This window comes from Streptomyces sp. NPDC088762 (assembly GCF_044750905.1).
Lineage (GTDB): Bacteria > Actinomycetota > Actinomycetes > Streptomycetales > Streptomycetaceae > Streptomyces.
On sequence record NZ_JBIVKT010000004.1, the window covers coordinates 405,582 to 425,543 of the forward strand.

A 19,962-nucleotide genomic window follows, 5' to 3' on the forward strand; every position below is an offset into this window, starting at 1 on the left:
ACAGCCGACGGGGGCAAAATCAGCCCCTCCGGCGTTTGAGGAGCGGGGTACGGGGCGGAGCCCCGGGGTTTGTGCCGCGGCCGGCCAAGGGCGCCCGGTGGGTCCGGCCCCGCCGGGAAGTGTGGGGGCCCGGCAGCAGTAGGCGGCTCGCGCGGCGGGCATGGCATCCCTTGTGACCCTCCTCCGTGACACGCGCTACCCCACCCCGCACGAACTCGCGCTGGCCGCCCGCGCCCTGGCGGACGAACACCCCGCCGAGGCGCGCCTCCGCCAGGCCGGGTCCTCCCGCGCCGGGCGACCCCTCTGGCTGCTGTCCGTCGCCCCGGCCGGGGGCGCGGCCACCCGGCACAACGTCCTCGTCGTCGCCGGAGCGCACGCCAACGAGCCCGTCGGCGGTGCCACCGCCCTCTCCCTCGCCCGGCGCGTGCTCCACGACCCGGCCCCGCGCGCCGACTGCGGCTGGCACTTCCTCCTGTGCGCCGATCCTGACGGCGCGGACCTGCACCGCACGCCCCGCCCGTACTCGCTGCTCGACTACCACCGGAACTTCTTCCGCCCGCCCGGCCCCGAACAGCCGGAGTGGGCGCCCTCTTTACTGCCCCCGGACCGGCTGCCGCCCGAGACCCTGGCCCTGACCGCCCTCATCGACGAGCTGCGGCCCGTCCTCCAGGTCTCCCTCCACGCCACCGACCTCGGCGGTTCCTGGGTGCAGCTCACCCGGGACGTCCCCGGCCTCGCCGAGCCCTTCGGCAAATCGGCCGCCGAACTGCGCATCCCGGTGGAGAACGGCGCCTCGGACGCCGCCGGCTGGCCCTCCCCGGGGCCCGGCATCTTCGTGATCCCGCAGCCGGGGAGCGAGGCCGCCGGGGTCTTCCACCCGGAGGACACGCGGCTCAGTACCTGGTACCACGCCCACCGGTACGCCGGTACCACCGCCATCGTCGAGGTCCCCATGTGGGCCTCCGACCTGGTGGACGACCCGGCCCCGCACCCCGACCCGCGCGGCGCGCTGCGCGTGCTGGCCGGGCGGCTCGCCGCGGACACCGCTCTCGTCGCCGGGGTGCGGGAGGCGTTCCGGCCCCGCCCGCAGACGTACGGGGATCCGGCCGCGGCGGCCCTGCTGCGCGCGGTGGACTGGACGCTCGCCCTGATCCCCCGGATCACCGCCGAGTGGGCCGGCGGCGGGGCCCCGGCCGAGGCCACCTCCGCGTACATCGCCAGCATCGACGCCTTCGCGCGGCGCCTGTCGCTGCGCGCCGCCGCGATGCTCCTGCGCGTCCTGCGCGGACAGGGGCATCCGGCGGCGCCCGCGCTGGACCGGCTGGTCACGGGGTGGTGCGAGGAGTTCGCGGCACGTTTCCAGGCCCGCTGGGTCCCGGTGGCCACCCAGGTGGAACACCAGGCCCGCACGGTCCTGGCGACGTACGAGCGCCTCCGGGCCCAGCACCGTCAGTCCACGGACAGCCCGTAGCGGCGCTTGGGCAGGCCGGTGGCCCCGAGCCGGTCGTAGAAGCGGACCGCTCCCTCGTTCCAGTCGGGGGTCTGCCACTGGACCTGGACGAGGCCGAGTTCGCGGGCGAGGTCCGTCACCCCGGCCATCAGGGCGGCGCCGAGTCCGTGGCCGCGGGCCTCCTCGGCCAGGTACAGGCAGTCCATGTGGAGGTAGTGCCGGGCGTCCCAGAAGGCGAACTCGGCCGAGCACGCCGCGTATCCGGCGACCCCGCCGCCGGGGGTCTCGGCGAGCAGCACCCACATCCGGGCGTCCTCGGCGAACAGCTGCGGCCCGAGCCGCCCGGCGAGGCCGGGCGGTCGCGGGGCCGACTTCTCGTACGCGATGTGCTCGTGCATGAGCTCGACCAGCCGGGGCAGGTCCCCGACGCGTGCGCGCCGCACCACCGCCGTGCGTGCCGTCTCCGCCGTGTCTGCCGTCTCTGCCGTGTCTTCCGCGCGTCCCGTGCGTTCCGTGCGTTCCATGGACGCCATCCTGCGCGGTGGTTCCCGCCGGCGAACCGGCGGGTCCCCGGCGGAACCCCCAGAGGGGGAACCCTCAGTGCGCCGACAGCCGGAACATCATCTTCCCGAAGCCGACCTGGTCCCCGTCCCGGACCACCGCGGAGCCCGTCACCCGGCGCCCGTTCACGGTGGTCCCGTTGGTGGAGCCGAGGTCCTTGAGCACCCACACCCCGTCCCGCAGGCTCAGCTCCGCGTGCGCCCGGGACACGGTCTCGTGGCTGAGCCGCAGTCCGTTGCCCGGATCGCGGCCGATGCGCAGGAACGCCGCGCTCGGATGCGGCAGCAGCAGCTTCGGCAGCCGCTCGGCGGCCCAGGCCCGCCGGACGCCCACCGAGACGGCGGAGGCCCGGCTCACCCAGCCGAACAGCCGACGGGTCCACGGGCTTTCGGCGGCCTCCCGTGTCTGGAGGTCGGCGGTGAGGACGGCGAGGTCCTCGGAGCGGCGTGCGACCAGGGCGAGTTCCATCCTGCGCAGGAACGTGTCGTGGGACAGCTTCCCGAGGGCGGCGCCCTCCCTGAGCTGGCCCAGCGCCCGGTCGCGCTCGGCGTCGGAGAGCCGCGGCGCGGGGAAGGCGGGGAACTCGAAACTGGACGTCACAGGGTGATTGTCGGCCCGTCGGGGGCGGAGTGTCCAGAACTCCCCCGCCGCGCCCGGAATGATGGGCAGGATACGCATGCTGGACACCGCCGGAGACGAGGGGACCGTCCGTGCAGTTCGAGGTCTGGGCACCTGTGGCAGGTCGTGTCGCGATGCGGCTCGACGACGCGACGTACGACATGGCACGCGATCCGGACCGGGACGGCTGGTGGACCGTGAGCGCCCCGGCCGCCGACGGGAGCCGCTACGGGTTCCTGCTGGACGGCGATGCCACCGTGCGCCCGGACCCGCGCGGGCGGCGGCTGCCGGACGGGCCCGACGGGCCGTCGGCGGTGGTCGACTTCGCGGAGCTGCCCGCGCCGGGAGCCGCGACGTCCGTCACCCCGCTCCAGGACGCGGTCCTGTACGAGCTGCACGTCGGCACCTTCACCCCCGAGGGCACCTTCGACGCCGCCGCCCTCCGCCTCGGGCACCTGGCCGGCCTCGGGGTCACGCACGTGGAGCTGATGCCGGTCTGTCCCTTCCCCGGCCGGCACGGCTGGGGGTACGACGGGGTCGCGCCGTGGGCGGTGCACGAGCCGTACGGCGGTCCGGCCGGCCTCGCCCGTTTCGTGGAGGCCGCGCACGCCGCCGGTCTGGGCGTGGTGCTGGACGTGGTCCACAACCACCTCGGCCCCTCCGGCAACCACCTCCCCGCCTTCGGCCCGTACTTCACCGACACCCACCACACCCCCTGGGGCGCGGCGGTGAACCTGGACGCGCCCGGCTCCGACGAGGTGCGCGCCTACTTCCTCGGCAGCGCGCTCGCCTGGCTGCGCGACTACGGGGTCGACGGGCTGCGGCTCGACGCCGTGCACGCGCTCGCCGACGAGCGGGCGCTGACCTACCTCGAGGAACTGTCCGCAGCCGTGGATGAGTTGGCGGCGGAGAGCGGTCGGCCGCTGTTCCTCATCGCCGAGTCGGACCGCTGCGATCCGCGCACCGTCACCACGCGCGACGAGGGCGGTCTGGGCCTGCACGCCCAGTGGAACGACGACTTCCACCATGCTCTGCACTGCGCGCTGACCGGCGAATCCCAGGCGTACTACGGCGATTTCGCGCAGGCTCCGCTCGCCGCCCTCGCCAAGACCATGACCCGTGCCTTCTTCCACGACGGGACCTGGTCCTCCTTCCGGGGCCGCACCCACGGCCGCCCGGTCGACCGCCGCCGGACCCCGGCGCACCGATTCCTCGGCTACACCCAGACCCACGACCAGATCGGCAACCGGGCGCTGGGCGACCGGCTCTCCGCCTCCCTCTCCCCCGGGCTGCTGGCCTGCGCGGCCACGCTCGCGCTGACCGGGCCCTTCGTGCCGATGCTGTTCATGGGCGAGGAGTGGGGAGCGACCACACCGTGGCAGTACTTCACGGATCATCCCGACCCGGAACTCGCCGAGGCCGTACGGACCGGCCGGCGCCGCGAGTTCGCGGCGCACGGCTGGAAGGCGGAGGAGATCCCCGACCCCCAGGACCCGGCCACCCGGGACCGCTCCTGCCTGGACTGGGCGGAGCCCGCACAGCCCGGGCCCGCCCGGCTGCTGACCTGGTACCGCACCCTCGTCGCGCTCCGCCGCGCGCATCCGGACCTGCGCGACCCGGACCTGGCCGCGGTCCGGGTCGCCTACGACGAGGAGCACCGCTGGATCACCTTCCGGCGCGGTGACGTGCGGGTGGTGGTGAACCTCTCGCCCGAGCCGGCGACGATCGGGCTGGGGCGCAACGGCGTACGGGTGCTGGCCGCCTGGGAGCCGCTCCACCATCCGGGTCCGGACGGGCGGATCGACGTACCGGGCGAGTCGGCGGCGGTCCTGGGGCCGTGAGCGCGCGCTACTCGACGATCGCCAGCTCGCGCGGGGCGTTGTTCAGGCGCAGGCCGCCGTCCTCGGTGACGGTCACGATGTCCTCGATGCGGACGCCGAACCGGCCGGGCAGGTAGACGCCGGGCTCCACGGAGAAGCACATGCCGGGGAGGAGGGGCTGTTCCTCGCCCTCGACCATGTACGGCGGCTCGTGGGTGGTGACGCCGATGCCGTGGCCGGTGCGGTGGATGAAGCGCTCCCCGTAGCCGAATTCGGTGATCACGGCGCGGGCCGCCCGGTCCACCTCCTGGCAGGAGACGCCGGGGCGGACCGCCGCCACGCCGGCCTGCTGGGCTTCGCGGACGATGTCGTGGACCCGCTGCTCCTCGGCGGTCGGCTCGCCGACGTGCACGGTACGGGAGATGTCGGAGCCGTAGCCGTAGCGCAGACCGCCGAAGTCGAGGACCACCATGTCGCCGTGGCGGATGACGCGGTCGCCCGCCTCGTGGTGCGGGTTGGCTCCGTTGGGGCCGGAGCCGACGACGGTGAAGTCGACCTGGGAGTGGCCGTGGGCGCGCAGCAGCGCGGCCAGGTCGGCGGCGACGTCCGTCTCCCGGCGGTCGGCGAAGGGAAGGTGCAGGACCTGGGCGTAGGCGGCGTCGGCGGCCGCGGCGGCGGCCGCGAGACGCTCCAGCTCCCGTTCGTCCTTCACGGCGCGCAGCATGGGCAGGGCGTCGGTGAGGGGCACGTAGGAGCTGGTGGGCACCTCGCGCTGGAGGCCGAGGAGATGCAGGGCCCAGGTGTTGTCGCTCACCCCGAAGCGCCCGGCGGCGTCCAGCAGCGGGGCGGTCACGGCGTACGGGTTCTTCCCGTCGGTCCAGTCGCGCAGGGTCAGCGCCGGGGCGCCCGGGGCCTTGGCGGCGTCGGGTGCCTCCAGGGCGGGGACCACGAGCACCGGGTCCTGGCCCGCGGCGAGGACCAGCAGGGTGAGCCGCTCCGTCTCGGCGGTGGGGCGGTAGCCGGTGAGGTGCGCGAGATCGGGCCCGGGGGCGATCAGCAGCCCGGCCAGACCCGCGTCCGCGGCGGTCCGCGCGGCGGCGGCCATCCGGGCGGCGTAGTCGGCGGCCGTGAAGGGGGCGGGGTCGGTGTGGAGCGTCTCGGGCGTCACGGGAGTCATACGGGGGATCCTGCCGCGAGCCGTGCGGCGAGCGCAGCGGCCGCGCCGGTCGGAACGCCGGCCGAGAGCAGTTCCGTACGGTGCACCAGGCGGGGTGCCGACAGCGGTACGGCGACCCCCGCGCCGGCCGCCTCGGCGACACGGCGGGGCAGCAGCACGAGTCCGTGCCCGGCCGCGGCGAGGGCGCAGAGGGCCAGCAGGTCGGTGCCCTCGTAGCGGGCGGCGGTACGGGCCCCGGTGAGCGGCAGGCCCACGCCGGGCGCGTCCAGCCAGCGCGCATCGGCGAGGTCGTCCAGCCGGACGGCGGCCCGCCCGGCGAAGGGGTGCCCGGCGGGCAGCAGCACCGCCAGCGACTCCTCCCCCACCCCGGTCACGGTGAGCGGGGCCACGTCGGGCAGCCGCAGCGGATCGCTGGGCGCGGCCGGGCCGTCGACGAGACCGAGGTCACACGCTCCGGTGGCGACGGCGGCCGGGACCTCGGCGGGGGGCAGCACCCGCAGGGTGACCCCGGTGGTGGGCAGCGCGGCGAGCAGCCGGGGGCCGACGGCGAGCGGGGACGCGGCGAGCGTGACCCGCCCGGGCGGGGCGGCGGCCAGCCGCAGCACGTCGGCCCGCGCGGCGTCGAGCCGCAGCAGCAGCGGCCGGGCGTGCTCCAGCAGCCGCACCCCGGCCGGCGTCGGCGCCACGGGGCGCCGCGTGAGCAGCTCGGCCCGCAGGTCGCCTTCGAGGGCGGCGATGTGCTGGGACACGGCGGACTGGGTGTAGCCGAGCTCCCGGGCGGCGCCGGAGAAGGACCCGAGCCGGGCCACGGCGACGAAGGTGCGGAGCAGATGCGGATCCATGGCCCCCAGCATGCCGTGCCCCTGCGGGGGGCCACGGGTCCTCGGTGCGCCCTGAGGGGGTGGGTGCGGTTCAGGACCGGGGCTCCGACCCGGGCCCCGCCCCTCAAACGCGGGCGGGGCTGCAGGAGCGGCGCTTGCCCGATAAGCGGTGCTGATCGAGCGTGCACGAACAATCGTTGGTGCTGAACCGGGATCCGCGGCCAGGATGTCCGTCATGGACACCGCACCCATCGCCCGGATCGCCCTCGTCGGCGACCGCTCCCCGCACGTGAAGTCCCACACCCGGATCCCCGTCCTCCTCGACGCCCTCGCCTCCCGCGACGGACTCGTCCTCGACGCCTACTGGATCCCCACCGCCGACGCGGAGGCCGAGGCCGCCGCCGGAACGTTCGCCCGATTCGACGCCGTGTGGGTGCTGCCCGGCAGCCCGTACGCCAGCGAGGCCGGCGCGCTGGCCGCCGTCCGGGTGGCCCGGGAGGAGGGGATCCCCTTCCTCGGCACCTGCGGCGGCTTCCAGCACGCGCTGCTGGAGTACGCCCGCACCGTCTGCGGGCTCGCGGAGGCCGCGCACGCCGAGAACGACCCCGGGGCGGCCGACCCGCTGATCGCCCCGCTCGCCTGTTCCCTCGTGGGACACCAGGGCCCCGTACGGGCCGAACCCGGCTCGCTCGCCGAGTCCGCGCTGGGCGCGGAGCGGTCGATGGAGCACTACCACTGCAATTACGGGCCCGCCCCCACGCACCTGCCCACGCTCGCCGCGCACGGGCTGCGGTTGTCGGGGCACGACGAGGACGGCCAGGTGCGCATCGTCGAGCTCCCCGGGCACCCCTTCTTCCTGGCCACGCTGTTCCAGCCGGAGCTGCACGGGGACGGCACGCAGCCGCACCCCGTCGTCCGGGCCCTCGCCGCCGCCGCGGTGGCCCACGCCACCGCGGCCGCCCCCGCGGGATAACGCGTCGCAGGACCACCCCGCTGATCGGCTATGCTGTGCATGCACATCGAACGGGTGGTCCGCCGCCCTTCGTGGTGGGTGTAGCTCAGTTGGTAGAGCACCTGGTTGTGGTCCAGGTGGCCGCGGGTTCAAGTCCCGTCACTCACCCTTTCCGTCCCGTGGGGCGCGAGGTCCTCCTCGCGCCCCACGGGCTTTTTCATGCCCCGCCCCGCAAGGATCAGGCCCTCAGGAACGCCTCCACCTCGGTGGCGAAGGCCACCGGTGTCTCGTGCGGCGGGTAGTGGCCCGCGCCCGGCAGGGTGGTGATCCGGCAGTTCGGGTACCAGGCCTGCCAGGTGGCGCGCATCACATCGGCGGTGAGCGCCTGGTCGTACGCGCCGACGAGGACCAGGACCGGGACAGTGTTGCCCTTGACGGCGGAGGAGAGGTCGCGCGGCTGCCAGTCGGCGAGGTATCCCGCGAAGGCCTCGGGGCGGGAGACCGACAGGGAGTGGGTGACCATGCGCTCGATCCAGTGGCGGCTCGCGCGGTTGCCGGTGACCAGGTCGAGGATGATCCGGCGCTTCTCGGGGTCGTCGGCGGCGCCGTAGAAGAGGGAGTGGGTCGTGTCGTCCATCTCGTAGGGCGCGGCCGGGACCGGGGTGAGCCCGATCAGCTTCTCGACGCGTCCGGGGGCGCGGAGCAGGACCTGCTGGGCCGCCTTGCCGCCCATGGAGTGGCCGATGAGGGAGAAGGTGTCCCAGCCGAGTTCGTCGGCCAGTTCGAGGACGTCCTCGGCGATCTCGTGGAGGGTGTAGCGGCCGGGGACGTCGCGGCGGTCGCCGTAGCCGCGGTAGTCGAGGAAGGCGTACGAGAACCCGTGCGGGTCCAGGTAGTCCAGGACGGAGCCCCAGTTGGCGGAGGTGCCGAACCAGTCGTGCAGCACGATGACGCGGACGGGACCGCTGCCGATCCTGCGGTGGGCGATGGCCATGGGCTCTCCCTCGGTGACGGGTCGAAGAAAACCGACGCCGTACCTTCTTCCCACCCCGCTCGCGCTCACTCCGGCAACGGCCGCGCCCGCGGGGCCGACGGGAGCATCGGCCTCGCGGGCGGTGGGAACAACGGCCGTACGGGGCCGGATCAGACGGTCTTGATCGCCGGGTCGGAGACGCCCGGGGCGCCCGTCTCGACGTGGCCGGCGAAGCGGCGCAGGAAGGTGGTGTCGGTGTCGGAGACCACCTTGACGTCGTACCAGCGGCCCGTGGCACGGAGGTCGACCGTGTGCGAGACCGTGCCGCCGGCCAGGACCCTGAAGGTCTGGGACGCGCCGTCGTAGGCGTTGGTCACCGTGAGGTTGACCGCGGCCGTGCCCGCGTTGGTCAGGGTCAGGGCCAGGTTGCCGGTGGCGTCCACGTGGCGGGCCGTGACCTCGGGGCCGGCCTTCTTCGCCGGGCCCTTCCAGGTGCGCAGGAAGCCGTTGGGGCCCCATACCGTCAGGTTGATCTGGTTGCCGGTGGAGCTGCTCGTGGACCAGGTGTCCGAGAGGGTCTTGCCCGCCTCGACCGTGTAGGGCCAGGGGCCGTCCGTGCGGTTGCCCGAGGTGCTGTGGAAGTGGGCGCCCAGGGACGGGCCGGAGGAGAAGGTCAGGGTGAACTTGCCCGTGGACACCGTGGCCCTGCCGTCCACGTACGGGCTGTAGCGCAGGGCGCGGGTCGGCTTGGACCCGGCCTCCTGCCTGGGCAGGGTGCCCGTGGCCGGCGGGGTCGGGTGGTAGGACGGGTGGCGGTCCTTGTCCGGCGGGACGTACGCCGCCGTGGAGGGCAGGGCCGCCGGCACGGCGTCCGCCCGGGTGAAGTCGAACGCCGAGGTCAGGTCACCGCAGACCGCGCGGCGCCACGGCGAGATGTTGGGCTCCTGCACGCCGAAGCGCTTCTCCATGAAACGGATCAGCGACGTGTGGTCGAAGGTCTCGGAGCAGACGTAGCCGCCCTTGCTCCAGGGCGAGACCACGATCATCGGGACGCGCGGGCCGAGCCCGTACGGGCCGGCCGCGTAGCCGCCGCCCCCGTTGTAGAGGTCGCCGGTCACGCTCGCCGTGGACAGGCCCCAGGCCGAGGAGGCGGGCGGGTACGGCGGGACCACGTGGTCGAAGAAGCCGTCGTTCTCGTCGTAGGTGAGGAACAGGGCGGTCTTCGCCCACACCGCCGGGTTCGCGGTCAGCGCGTCCAGGACCTGCGAGATGTACCAGGCGCCGAAGTTCGTCGGCCAGTTGGAGTGCTCGCTGAACGCCTCGGGGGCGGCGATGTAGGAGACCTGGGGCAGGGTACCGTTCACCACGTCGGCGCGCAGCCGGTCGAAGTACCCGTCGCCCGCCTTGACGTTGGTGCCCGTACGGGCCTTCTCGTAGAGGGAGCTGCCGGGCTGGGCGTTGCGGTAGCTGTTGAAGTACAGCAGCGAGTTGTCGCCGTAGTTGCCGCGGAAGGCGTCGCTGATCCAGCCCCAGGAACCGGCCGCGTTCAGGCCGTCGCCGATGTCCTGGTAGACCTTCCAGGAGACGCCGGCCGCCTCCAGGCGCTCGGGGTAGGTCTTCCAGCCGTAGCCGGCTTCCTGGTTGCCGAGGACGGGGCCGCCGCCGGTGCCGTCGTTGCCCGTGTAGCCCGTCCACATGTAGTAGCGGTTGGGGTCGGTGGCGCCGATGAAGGAGCAGTGGTAGGCGTCGCAGACGGTGAAGGCGTCGGCGAGGGCGTAGTGGAACGGGATGTCGTTCCGGGTCATGTACGACATGGTCGTGGCCGTCTTGGCCGGGACCCACTTGTCGTACTTGCCGTTGTTGTACGCCTGGTGGCCTCCTGCCCAGTCGTGGTTCAGTCCCTCCAGGAACTGCATCCCGAGGTCCGCGATCTGCGGGTTGAAGGGGAGGACGTCCTTCGTCCCGTCGGACTGGTGGAAGACGGACTTCCCGTTGTCCTGGAGGACGGGCCGCGGGTCGCCGAAGCCGCGGACCCCCTTCATCGCACCGAAGTAGTGGTCGAAGGAACGGTTCTCCTGCATGAGGACCACGATGTGCTCGATGTCCTGGATCGTGCCGGTGGTGCCCTGCGCCTCGATGGCGGCGGCCCTCGCGATGCTCTCGTTCAGCATCGCGATCGCGGCGGTGCCGCCGGCTATCTGGAGGAACCTGCGGCGATTGAGTTCTGCCATGGCGTGACGACCTCTGCGGGTGAGGGGGGAGGGGCGCCCCAAGGACAGCGGCCCCGGGGGACCGGACGGAGATCCTTGTCCGACACCTGGCCGTACAGCCGGAGAACGGAAGGTCGTTCTCTGCCGGCCCGCGCGTCTGGCGAAGACGGTAGGCGAACCGTCCGGCGCGCAACAGCCCCCGGAGCCACTCCACTTCACATCGGTACTGGTGACCGGGGGTACTCATCCGGCCTCGGCGCCGATCTGAGCATCCGTACTCAGGACCGGGAGATGGCGGCTTGTCATCGTGTGGGCATGCCCTTTCAGCCAAGTGACCGCCGGCCTCGCGCCGGGATAACCGCCGTCGGCACCCTGCTGCCCGAGGAGGTCCTGTCCTCCGACGACCTCCAGCGGGAGGTGGCCCGGCGCAGCGGCCTCACCATGCCGCCGACGCTGCTGAGACAGGCCACCGGGATCCTCACCCGCCGCGTGGCGGGCGAGGGGGTGTACGCCTCCACGCTCGCGGTGGGCGCCGCCCGGCGGGCACTGGACGCGGCCGGACTCGGCCCGCTCGACATCGACCTGCTCCTGTTCGCCTCGGCCTCCCGCGACCTGGTCGAGCCCGCCACCGCGCACATCGTGCAGGCAGAGCTGGGCTCGCGGGCCCACGCCCTGGACGTGACCAACGCCTGCAACAGCTTCGTCAACGGGGTCGACCTCGCCCGGTCGATGGTCCTGGCCGGCCGGGCCCGGCGGGCCCTGGTGGTCACCGGGGAGACCCCGAGCCGGGCCGTCCGGTACGACCCCGCCGACTTCGCGGAGTTCCGCAGCGGCTTCGCCGGCTACACGTTCGGCGACGCCGGAGCGGCCGTGGTCGTGGAGGCCGTGGAGCGGGGCGGGATCCTCGACGTGGACAGCGAGACCCACTCCGAGCACTGGGAGGTCGGGGGGATTCCCGGCGGCGGTTCGCGCCACCCGCGCGGGGATGCGTACACGTACTTCCGCGGGGACGGGCACGAGCTGCGGGGCGTCTTCGAGAAGGTGGGCACCGCCGTCATCGACCGGACGCTGCACCGGACGGGGATGGACTGGGACGGCTTCGCCAAGGTGCTGGTGCACCAGGTGACGGTGCCGTACCTGGAGCGGTTCGCGGAGCTGACCGGGGTGCCGGAGGGAAAGCTGGTGGTGACCGTGCCCGAGCTCGGCAATGTGGCGAGCGCGGGCATCGGGGTCCAGCTGGACCGGGTGTTCGGTGAACTGGACGCCGGGGACCGGGTGTTGTTCGTCGGGCTGGGCGGCGGCATCAGCATCATGACGATGGTCTGGGAGAAGTCGTGACCGCGCGGCGGGCGACGGGGACGGCCGGAGCAGCCGGGGCAGCCGGGGCGGCCCTGAGTCCCTCGATGTGGGTGGTCGTGCCCGCGCACGAGGAGGAGGCCCGCCTCGCGCAGACCCTGCGGGCGCTGGCCGCGCAGCGGGACCGGGACTTCACGCTGCTGGTCGTCGACAACGCCTCCGCCGACCGCACCGGTGCGATCGCCCGGGAGTTCGCCGCGGGCGCTCCCTTCCCGGTGGAGGTGATCGAGGAACCGGAGAAGGGGGTCGGCTCGGCCGTGGACACCGGCTTCCGGTACGCGATCGGCCGCGGCGCGACGCTGCTCGCCCGCACCGATGCCGACTGCCTGCCCCGTCCCGGCTGGACCCGCGCCGCCCGGGCCGCGCTCACGGACCGCCCCGGACTGGTGTGCGGCCGGGTCACCGCGCGGCGCGACGAGCACGGGCCGCTCGGCCGGGCCGGCTTCGCCCTGCTCGTGGCCCTCGCCGCGCTCTTCGGGAGACTGCGGCCCGAGCACGCGCGGCGCAGGGGCTTCCGGGCCCCCTACCGCATGCACGCCGGGAACAACATGGCCATCACCGCCGAGCTGTACCTGGCCGTCGGGGGCATGCCCCGGCGCCCCTCGCCGACCGACCGGCTCTTCCTCAACGCCGTACGCCGCCACACCGACCGGATCACCCGCTGCCGGGACATGGTCGTGGAGAACTCCACGCGGCGCCTGCGGGCCTACGGGATCGCGGGCACCGCCCGCTGGTACCTGGACCAGGGCAGCGGCTCGCACGGAACGGACCCCCGCTGATGCTCGACCGCCTCGACCACGCGCTGCGCAGCCGGCCCGAACGGCCCGCCGTGCTCACCGCCACCCGGACGGGCGCGCCGCGGGTCCGCGCCACCCGCGGCGAACTCGCCGAGCAGTCCGACGCGTTCGCCGCCGCACTGCACGCGCGCGGACTGCGCGCCGGGGACACCGTCGGCGTCGCCGTACGCCCCGGACCGCGCGCCCTCGCCGTACTGCTCGCGCTGTGGCGGCTCGGGCTGCGCGGCGCCGTGCTGGACCCCGGCGCCGGAGCCGACGTACTGCGGGCCCGGCTGGCGCTGGCCCGGCCCTCGCTGGTCCTGGCCGACGCGGCCGCGCAGGCGGTGGCGGGATGGGCCCGCCCCCTGGCCCGGCGGGCCCGACTGGCGCTGCCGGACCTGGCCGGGCTGGGACCGGTCGCCACGGTCGGCCGGCGGCTGCCGGGCTGTGCGCCCGCCCTGGACCTGGCCGCGCCGCGTACCGGCGTTCCCGTCCTCGGCGACCACGACGGCGACGCGGTGATCGTCTTCACCTCCGGGACCACCTCCCTGCCCCGGGCCGTGGTCCACACCCGCTCGAGCCTGGCCGCCGGCATGGCGAGCGTCGGCTCGCTGTTCGACGCGCACGGGGAGGAACCGGTGCTCGGCGGCACCTTCTTCGTTCTGGTCCCCGCGCTCACGCGCGGCGCGCCCGTCGCCCTGCCCGCCCGTGAACCCCGGGCCCTGGCACGGCAGTTGGACCGTCTGCGGCCGCAGGACACCTATCTGACCCCGCCGCAGCTGCGCGACGCCCTGGCCGTACGGGCCCGCTTCCACGGGCGGGTGTGGACCGGCTCGGCCCCCGCGAGCGCGGAGCTGCTGGAGCGGGTACGGGGCGCGGGCGCGGACCGGGCCTGGGGGGTGTACGCGCTCACCGAGCTGTTCCCCGCGGCGGCGGTCGAGTCCCGTGAGAAGTCCGCCTTCGAGGGTCCGGGGGACCTGGTCGGCGCCCCGCTGCCCGGGGTCCTCGCCAAGCCCGACGCGGACGGACAGCTGCTCCTGGCCGGAGCGGCGGCCCGGGACCGCTACCTCGGCGAGGAGCCCGACGCGTGGATCCGTACCGGCGACCGGGCACGGCTGGACGGAGCGGGGCGGATCGTCCTGGAGGGCAGGGTCAAGGACATGGTCCTGCGGCGGGCGGAGAACATCTACCCGGGCCTGTACGAACCGGCCCTCCAGATCCCGGGGGTGGAGCTGGCCGTCCTGGTCGGGGTCCCGGCCGGCGACGGCGACGAACGGCTCGTGGCCGTGGTCCAGCCGCAGCGCGGCGCGGCCGAACCCGCCCTGCGCTCCGCCCTGTCGGGCCCGCTGCGGCGCATGGGCACGGCCCGCCCCGACGCCCTCCTCTTCGCCCGGATCCCCCTGTCGGGCCGCTCCCGCAAACCGGACCGGGCGGCCACCGCCGCCCTGGCGGCGCGGCGCCTCGGCCCCGTCCTCCCGGAGGTACCCCACCGATGACCCCCCTGTCCCACGCGCGGGCCCGGCGGCGTGACCGCCGGGTCTACCTGCGCAGCCATCCCGTGCTGTTCGGGCTGCTCGCCGCCACCCGGGGGCGGCCCGTACGGCGGTTCGGGCGGACGCTGCTCGTGCACGACGCGGAGGCCTACCGGGAGGCGCTGATCCGGCTGCCGCTGGACCGGACGGCGGCCGGTACGACGGGCGCCGCGGCGCGGACCGCGCTGGCGGGCCGCGGAGGTGTGCTGTTCGACCAGGAGGGCGACGGGCACCGGGCCGGCCGGCGGGACCTCGCCGGGCAGCTGGGCACCGCCGGGGTCGAGCGGCTGCGCGCGGTGTGGCAGCCGCTGCTCGTACGCCGCCTCGCGCCTCTCGCGCACGGTGGCGAGGTGGACCTCGTCGGGCTCGCGCGGGAGCTGGCCGGGGCGGTCGTCTGCGCGCTCCTGGAAGCGGACGCCGATCCGCTCGTCGTCTCGGCGGCCGCCGCCGAGGCCGCGAGCGCCTCCGTACGCAGTCACCTGCCCGGGCCGCGCCGCCCGCGCGCGCAGGCCGCGGCGGTCCGGGCCGCCGACCGGCTCCGCCGGCTGCTGGGAGCGGCCGACGAGGGGCCGGCCGCGATGCTGGCGGTCGCCGCCGTCAACACCACCGTCGCCGCGCTGCCCCGGGCCGTGGCCTGGTGCGCGGACGCCGGGCTGTGGGAGCAGGCCGCCGACCCGGAACTGCGCCAGGCCCTCGCCGGCGAACTGCTGCGGGTCACCGCGGCGTCCCCGCTGCTGCCCCGGGTCGCGGCCGCGGACGGGTCCGTCGGCGGCTGCCCGGTGCGCGGCGGCGACCGGCTGCTGCTGGTCGCCCGGCACGCGGCCGGGGCGCACCGGCGGGACCCCGATGCCCATCGCCCGGCCGGTGCGGCGACCGCCCGGCTGGTGTTCGGCGCCGGGCCGCACGTCTGCCCCGGAGCCCGGCTGGCGCACGTCCAGCTGGCCGACGTACTGGCGGCGCTGGCCCCGTACCGGCCGGTCGTGACGCGGGCCCGGGTGGACCGGAGGGCGGCCCTGCCCGGCTGGCGCACCCTGACGGTGGAGGCCCGCGCGTGAGCATCCGTATCGCCGTGACCGGGGCGAGCGGCTTCTGCGGCGGGCACGTGGCCCGGGCGGCCGCCGCCGGCGGGGCGGAGGTGGTGTGCGTGGGGCGGCGGCCCGGCCCCCTGGGCGAACACCGCTTCTGGGACGCCGCGCTCGGCGAACCGGACCTGTCGGGGACGGACCTGGTGGTGCACTGCGCGGCGGCGGTCGGCGATCCGGCCCCCCGTTCCGCCGCCGAGACGCTGATGCACGCCGTCAACGTCGACGGCACGCGACGCCTCCTGCGGGCGGCGGGCGGGCGGCCGGTGGTCTGGGTGAGCAGCGCCAGCGTCTACGACCCGCACCGGGACCGCGGCCTGGTCCGCGAGGACCATCCGCGCGGCCGCCACCTCAACGCCTACGGGCGCACGAAGGCGGCGGGCGAGGCACTGGCGCTGGCCGCCGGCGCGGTGGTGCTGCGGCCGCGGGCCGTCTACGGCCCCGGGGACACCCAGCTGCTCCCCCGGCTCCTGTCCCGGGTCCGGGCCGGGACCCTGCTGCTGCCGGGTCCGGACGTCCGGCTCAGCCTGACGGCGGTGGAGAACCTCGCCGACGCCTGCCTCGCGGCCGCCGGCTGGCCCCCGGGCGCCTACAACGTGGCCGACGCCGATCCGTACTCCCGCGACGCGGCGGTCGGCGCCGTCCTGCGCGCCCACGGCGTCCGCGCCCGGATCCGCCACCTCCCGCTCGCCCTGGCCCGCACGGCGGCCCGCCTCGCGGAAACCCTGCCCACCGCCGAACCGCCCCTCAGCCGCTACGCGGTGGACCAGCTCGCCCACCCGGTGGTGCTGGACCTGACCCGGGCCCGCTCACAGGGCTGGACCCCGCGCCGGAACCTGGAGGACCACCTCGGCGCGCTCCGGCGCTGAGGAGCTCCCCGCGGACCGGGCGGCGTCCCGGACGAGTTCCCGGGTCGCAGCCTCAGACGGCTTCAGCGGCCCCCGCGTCCGCGATGAGCAGGTCGAGCAGCGCGAGCAGGGACGCGCGGACGTCCGTACGGGAGCGGGCGTCGAGCATGAGGACGGGCGTGTTCGGGTCGCGCAGGTGCAGGGCGGCCCCGATCTCCTCCGCCGTGTAGGGCTGTTCGCCGTGGAAGCAGTTCGCGCCGACCACGAACGGCAGGCCGCGGCTCTCGAAGAAGTCCACGGCCGGGAAGCTGCGGTCCAGGCGCCTCGTGTCGACCAGCACGATCGCCCCGAGCGCCCCCTTCAGCAGGTCGTCCCACATGAACCAGAAGCGTTCCTGGCCCGGCGTACCGAACAGGTAGAGGACGACTCCGGCATCGGCGAGGGTGATCCGGCCGAAGTCCATCGCGACGGTGGTGACCGCCTTGGACTCGATGCCGTCGAGGTCGTCGACGCCGACGCCCGCGGCCGTCAGCCGCTCCTCCGTACGCAGCGGCTCGATCTCCGAGACGGTCTCCACCAGGGTCGTCTTCCCGACCCCGAACCCACCGGCGACGAGGATCTTGACCGGAGCCGGTTCCTGGGTGGCGGGGGTGTCATATCCGGGCAAGGTTGTCCCTGATTCTCATGAGCAGGTGGACGTTGGTGGTCTCGGCGCCCTCCAGGGGCGGCCGGTGGTGGATCAGCCCGCGGTCGGCCAGTTCGCCGAGGAGCAGCGCCATCGGGGTGAGGCGGATGTGCGTCCGCGCGGCGATCTCGGCGACCGCCAGCCCGCCCGGCACCGCGCACATGGCGAGGATGTCCTGCCATTCGGTGGGCAGGCCGCCCAGGGCGTCCTCGGCCACCGCCGCGGTGATCGTGGTGTCCATGGTGAGGACGGTGTGCGGTGCGGCCGTACGCCCGTCGGTCAGGGCGTACAGCCGCGTCCTGCGGCGTCGTGCGGGCTGCGGCTCCTCTTCCGGCATTACGGGGTCGGCGCCTGGGTACGCTCGGGCGTGCCCAGCCACTCGCCGAGCGCCTGGGCGGTCCGTACGGCCTCGCCGCCCAGTTCCCCGAGCCTCGCCTTGCGGGAGGTCACCACGATGAGGGTGCTGCCCTCCCCGCAGCCGACGATGCACAGGTACCGGTCGTCCATCTCCACCAGCTGGCGGATGACCCGGCCGCCGTCCACCTCCCGGGATATCGCCTTCATCGTGGCCGCGATGCCGGAGGCCGCGGCCGCCATCCGTTCGGCCTGCGGCTCGTCCAGCAGGTAGGCGCTCAGCTTGATGCCGTCGTTGGACAGGAGCACGGCTCCCTGGATGCCGGCGATCCTGCTCAGGTTGTTGTCCAGGACGCTGTAGATCATGTCGGTCGATGAGGTGGTCATGGCTGATCCCGTCGGAGCTCTTCTTCCACTGTCTGGGTGCCCTGTTCGTAGTCCGCCCAGGCGTCGGCCACCTCTTCGGGGGTCGCGGTGTCCTGCGGGACGACGGTTTCCGGTGCGCGGGGCGCGCGCAGTTGTTCGGCGATGTGGGTCTGCGGGACGCGCTCGGGGAGGGCCGGCCTCCCGGGGCCGGGCGTCGGCGCGGGTGCGGCCGCTGGTGCGGGTGCGGGTGGCCGGGACGGTACGGGGACGGCCGCGGGCGCGGGCCTCTTCGTACCGCGGGTCGGCAGCCCGGCGGCCGTGTGCAGGACCAGCTCGGGCTTGCGTTCCTCCGCGAGGCGCGGCGCGGACGCCGCCGGGGCCGGATCCTGGGCGGGCGCCGGGGGCGCAGCCGGGACCGGGGAAGGCCGCGCGGGTTCGCGCGGTGCTTCGCCCTCGGTCGCCACCAGCAGCTCCCCGGGGAGGATCACCACGGCGGAGGTCCCTCCGTACACGGAGCGGCGCAGGGTGACCGTCGCCTCGAGCCGGTCGGCGAGGTGACCGACCACGAAGAGGCCCAGCCGGTGCGCGTTCTGCGCGAGGACGGAGTAGGGCGGGGCCTCGTGCAGGCGTCGGTTCATCTCCTCGTACCGCTCGGGAGTCACCCGCGGGCCGCGGTCCTCGATCTCGACCGACAGGCCGTCCGCGACCAGTTCGGCACGGATGACCACCTTCGACCGCGGCGGGGAGAAGCGGGTGGCGTTGTCCAGCAGCTCCGCGAGCAGGTGGCTGATCTGGCTGATCGCGTGCGGTTCCACGCTGGTCTCGTCCAGGGCCTGACGTTCGATGCGGCGGAAGTCCTCGACCTCCGCAGCGGCTTCGCGGAGCAGGTCGGCGACGCGCATGGGCTCGGTGTGCGGGTCGGGGACCTCGCCGCCCGCCAGGATGAGGAGGTTCTCGATCTGCCTCCGCATGCCCACCGTCAGCTGGTCGGCCCGCATCAACTGGGCGAGCAGCGCCTCGTCGTGGCCGAAGGTGTCCTGGAGCTCCTCGGTGAGGCTCAGCTGGCGGCTGACCAGGTTCCCCGTGCGCGAGGCGATGCCCGCGGCGAACAGACCGAAACCGTGGCGCTCGGCCGCGAGCCGGCGGTGTCCGTCGACGGAGACGGCAACGGCCCGGGCGAACGCGTCGCTGACGCGCCCGACCTCGTCCCGGTCGCCGCGCACCGCCGGCAGCGCCGCGTCGTCCACCGTCTGCCCGCGCTGGAGCCGGGCGACGATGCCGGGGAGGGTCTCCTCGGCGACGGTCACCGTGCGCTCGTGCAGGACGTTCAGGCGGCGCAGGACCGACCGGGTGGTGAACACGATCACGCCCACGACGAGCAGCAGCCCGCCGCCGCTCCCGCCGATCAGCCAGGCGACCTCGGTCTGCAGCTCCGCGGCCTTGGCCTCGCCGCGCGTGAGCACCTGCCGCGCCCGGTCGACGTTGAGGGAGGCCATCTGCACCGAGAAGTTCTCGTGCGCGGACCGCCAGCCGCCGATCTCGGCGGGCAGCTTGACGCCGGATTCGATGTCCTTGTGGTCGGAGACGACCGCGTTCTCGATACGGGTCTTCGTCTTCCAGTCCGAGGAGGAGAGGATCCGCTCGTAGAACCGCCGGTCCCGCTCGGACAGGTACGGCGCGATCCATGCCTCGTACAGGTACCGCTGGGCCCCCATGGCGCTGATGAACTCGTCGAAGGCGGCGGAGTCCAGCTCCCGGGACGGCCCGGCCAGGGCCAGGATCGAGTCCTCGCGCGCCACCATCTCGGTGGCCGCGAGCATCGGCACCACGGGCCGGCTCTCCCGGGCGACGTCGGGGTCCTGCGCGTGGCTGAACTCCTGCTGGTACACCTGGATGACCGCGCCGACCGCCCCGGTGTAGTAGGCGAGCGTGGCGTCGGCTCCGCCGCTGCGGGCGTCCGCGCGCTGGCGCTGGAGGGGCAGGCCGTCGAGCTGCTGGTTCACCTCCCTGAAGGGGGCGGTCGAACCGGCCGCCAGCCGGCGGAACTCGGCCGCGGCGCGGTCCGTCGCCAGCCGCCGGTCCCGCAGTTCCTCCTCGGCCCCGGCGGTGCCCGCCCAGCGCGAGGCGGTGACCGTCCGTTCGGCCTGCAGGTCGACCATGAGCGTGTACAGCGGGGCGCCGAGCCGCTCGGCGGCCGCGACATCGGCCCGCAGGCGCTCCGACTGCTCCAGCAGGCGCTGGGCGGTCACGGTCACCTGGGTGCCCATCGCCACGATGGGGATCACCGCCAGCAGGATGAGCAGCGTACGCAGGCGTACGGTACGCCGCCGGCGGCACGTTGGCCGCCTTGGTGCGCCTTCGGGTTCTATGGGAGACATCGG

General features: G+C 74.6%; 18 protein-coding genes and 1 tRNA gene. 9 read left to right on the plus strand and 10 right to left on the minus strand.

The genetic code is table 11. The features are described 5' to 3' along the window. Window positions 1–160: 160 nt before the first annotated feature. Entirely contained in the window at window positions 161–1,471 is a 1,311-nt protein-coding gene (locus ACIP5M_RS13300) for a M14 family zinc carboxypeptidase (protein ID WP_401195885.1), read from the plus strand. On the opposite strand, the gene ACIP5M_RS13305 is transcribed toward ACIP5M_RS13300, so the two are convergent. Next, window positions 1,450–1,974 (minus strand): GNAT family N-acetyltransferase, encoded by a 525-nt coding sequence (locus tag ACIP5M_RS13305; protein ID WP_401195888.1) that lies wholly within the window; start codon window positions 1,972–1,974, stop codon window positions 1,450–1,452. The genes ACIP5M_RS13300 and ACIP5M_RS13305 overlap by 22 nt on opposite strands. A gap of 73 nt (window positions 1,975–2,047) precedes the next feature. Then, window positions 2,048–2,611 carry an FHA domain-containing protein gene (locus ACIP5M_RS13310; protein ID WP_401195890.1) on the minus strand — a complete coding sequence of 188 codons (564 nt, stop codon included), beginning with the start codon at window positions 2,609–2,611 and terminating at the stop codon, window positions 2,048–2,050. A gap of 110 nt (window positions 2,612–2,721) precedes the next feature. Between ACIP5M_RS13310 and treZ the strand changes: the two genes are divergently transcribed. Then, on the plus strand, window positions 2,722–4,470 hold the full coding sequence (treZ, locus tag ACIP5M_RS13315) for a malto-oligosyltrehalose trehalohydrolase (protein ID WP_401195893.1): 1,749 nt from the start codon (window positions 2,722–2,724) through the stop codon (window positions 4,468–4,470). A gap of 7 nt (window positions 4,471–4,477) precedes the next feature. Here treZ and ACIP5M_RS13320 read toward each other — a convergent pair whose 3' ends face one another. Together ACIP5M_RS13320 and ACIP5M_RS13325 are read right to left on the minus strand one after the other, a co-directional pair. After that, complete coding sequence (locus ACIP5M_RS13320) at window positions 4,478–5,626, minus strand: M24 family metallopeptidase (RefSeq protein ID WP_401195895.1); 1,149 nt, start codon at window positions 5,624–5,626, stop codon at window positions 4,478–4,480. Continuing rightward, window positions 5,623–6,468 (minus strand): LysR family transcriptional regulator, encoded by an 846-nt coding sequence (locus ACIP5M_RS13325; protein ID WP_401195897.1) that lies wholly within the window; start codon window positions 6,466–6,468, stop codon window positions 5,623–5,625. The genes ACIP5M_RS13320 and ACIP5M_RS13325 overlap by 4 nt, the downstream gene beginning before the upstream one ends. Before the next feature lie 214 nt (window positions 6,469–6,682). On the opposite strand from ACIP5M_RS13325, the gene ACIP5M_RS13330 reads away from it, so the two are divergent. Then, the gene (locus ACIP5M_RS13330; protein WP_401195900.1) at window positions 6,683–7,420 is read left to right on the plus strand and encodes a hypothetical protein; all 738 of its coding nucleotides are present in this window, start codon (window positions 6,683–6,685) and stop codon (window positions 7,418–7,420) included. 74 nt (window positions 7,421–7,494) lie between these two features. Further along, window positions 7,495–7,567: transfer RNA gene (locus ACIP5M_RS13335), tRNA-His, on the plus strand. A gap of 70 nt (window positions 7,568–7,637) precedes the next feature. Here the strand turns inward: ACIP5M_RS13335 and ACIP5M_RS13340 are convergent. Further along, complete coding sequence (locus tag ACIP5M_RS13340; protein WP_401195901.1) at window positions 7,638–8,393, minus strand: alpha/beta fold hydrolase; 756 nt, start codon at window positions 8,391–8,393, stop codon at window positions 7,638–7,640. A gap of 149 nt (window positions 8,394–8,542) precedes the next feature. Then, a complete protein-coding gene (locus tag ACIP5M_RS13345; protein ID WP_401195904.1) occupies window positions 8,543–10,603 on the minus strand; it encodes a phosphocholine-specific phospholipase C in 2,061 nt (686 codons plus the stop codon). Between the two features lie 294 nt (window positions 10,604–10,897). Here ACIP5M_RS13345 and ACIP5M_RS13350 point away from each other — a divergent pair, with 294 nt between their 5' ends. Genes ACIP5M_RS13350 through ACIP5M_RS13370 form a run of 5 tightly spaced genes read left to right on the plus strand, consistent with a single transcriptional unit; the run spans window position 10,898 to window position 16,197 of the window. Then, on the plus strand, window positions 10,898–11,920 hold the full coding sequence (locus tag ACIP5M_RS13350) for a 3-oxoacyl-ACP synthase III family protein (protein WP_401195906.1): 1,023 nt from the start codon (window positions 10,898–10,900) through the stop codon (window positions 11,918–11,920). After that, window positions 11,917–12,717, plus strand: coding sequence for a glycosyltransferase (locus ACIP5M_RS13355; protein ID WP_401195908.1), 801 nt, complete (start codon window positions 11,917–11,919; stop codon window positions 12,715–12,717). Before ACIP5M_RS13350 ends, ACIP5M_RS13355 begins: the two co-directional genes overlap by 4 nt. Then, complete coding sequence (locus ACIP5M_RS13360) at window positions 12,717–14,210, plus strand: class I adenylate-forming enzyme family protein (RefSeq protein WP_401195911.1); 1,494 nt, start codon at window positions 12,717–12,719, stop codon at window positions 14,208–14,210. Before ACIP5M_RS13355 ends, ACIP5M_RS13360 begins: the two co-directional genes overlap by 1 nt. Further along, the gene (locus tag ACIP5M_RS13365) at window positions 14,207–15,301 is read left to right on the plus strand and encodes a cytochrome P450 (RefSeq protein WP_401195913.1); all 1,095 of its coding nucleotides are present in this window, start codon (window positions 14,207–14,209) and stop codon (window positions 15,299–15,301) included. Before ACIP5M_RS13360 ends, ACIP5M_RS13365 begins: the two co-directional genes overlap by 4 nt. Beyond that, window positions 15,298–16,197: an NAD-dependent epimerase/dehydratase family protein gene (locus ACIP5M_RS13370; protein ID WP_401195916.1), complete on the plus strand. Its 900-nt coding sequence runs from the start codon at window positions 15,298–15,300 to the stop codon at window positions 16,195–16,197. The genes ACIP5M_RS13365 and ACIP5M_RS13370 overlap by 4 nt, the downstream gene beginning before the upstream one ends. Window positions 16,198–16,249: 52 nt before the next feature. On the opposite strand, the gene ACIP5M_RS13375 is transcribed toward ACIP5M_RS13370, so the two are convergent. Genes ACIP5M_RS13375 through ACIP5M_RS13390 form a run of 4 tightly spaced genes read right to left on the minus strand, consistent with a single transcriptional unit; the run spans window position 16,250 to window position 19,866 of the window. Further along, the gene (locus ACIP5M_RS13375; RefSeq protein ID WP_401195917.1) at window positions 16,250–16,843 is read right to left on the minus strand and encodes a GTP-binding protein; all 594 of its coding nucleotides are present in this window, start codon (window positions 16,841–16,843) and stop codon (window positions 16,250–16,252) included. Then, window positions 16,830–17,198 (minus strand): DUF742 domain-containing protein, encoded by a 369-nt coding sequence (locus ACIP5M_RS13380; RefSeq protein WP_401195920.1) that lies wholly within the window; start codon window positions 17,196–17,198, stop codon window positions 16,830–16,832. The genes ACIP5M_RS13375 and ACIP5M_RS13380 overlap by 14 nt, the downstream gene beginning before the upstream one ends. Further along, window positions 17,198–17,602, minus strand: a complete 405-nt coding sequence (locus ACIP5M_RS13385) for a roadblock/LC7 domain-containing protein (protein WP_401195922.1) — start codon at window positions 17,600–17,602, stop codon at window positions 17,198–17,200. The genes ACIP5M_RS13380 and ACIP5M_RS13385 overlap by 1 nt, the downstream gene beginning before the upstream one ends. After that, on the minus strand, window positions 17,599–19,866 hold the full coding sequence (locus ACIP5M_RS13390) for a nitrate- and nitrite sensing domain-containing protein (protein WP_401195925.1): 2,268 nt from the start codon (window positions 19,864–19,866) through the stop codon (window positions 17,599–17,601). The genes ACIP5M_RS13385 and ACIP5M_RS13390 overlap by 4 nt, the downstream gene beginning before the upstream one ends. Window positions 19,867–19,962: the final 96 nt, after the last annotated feature.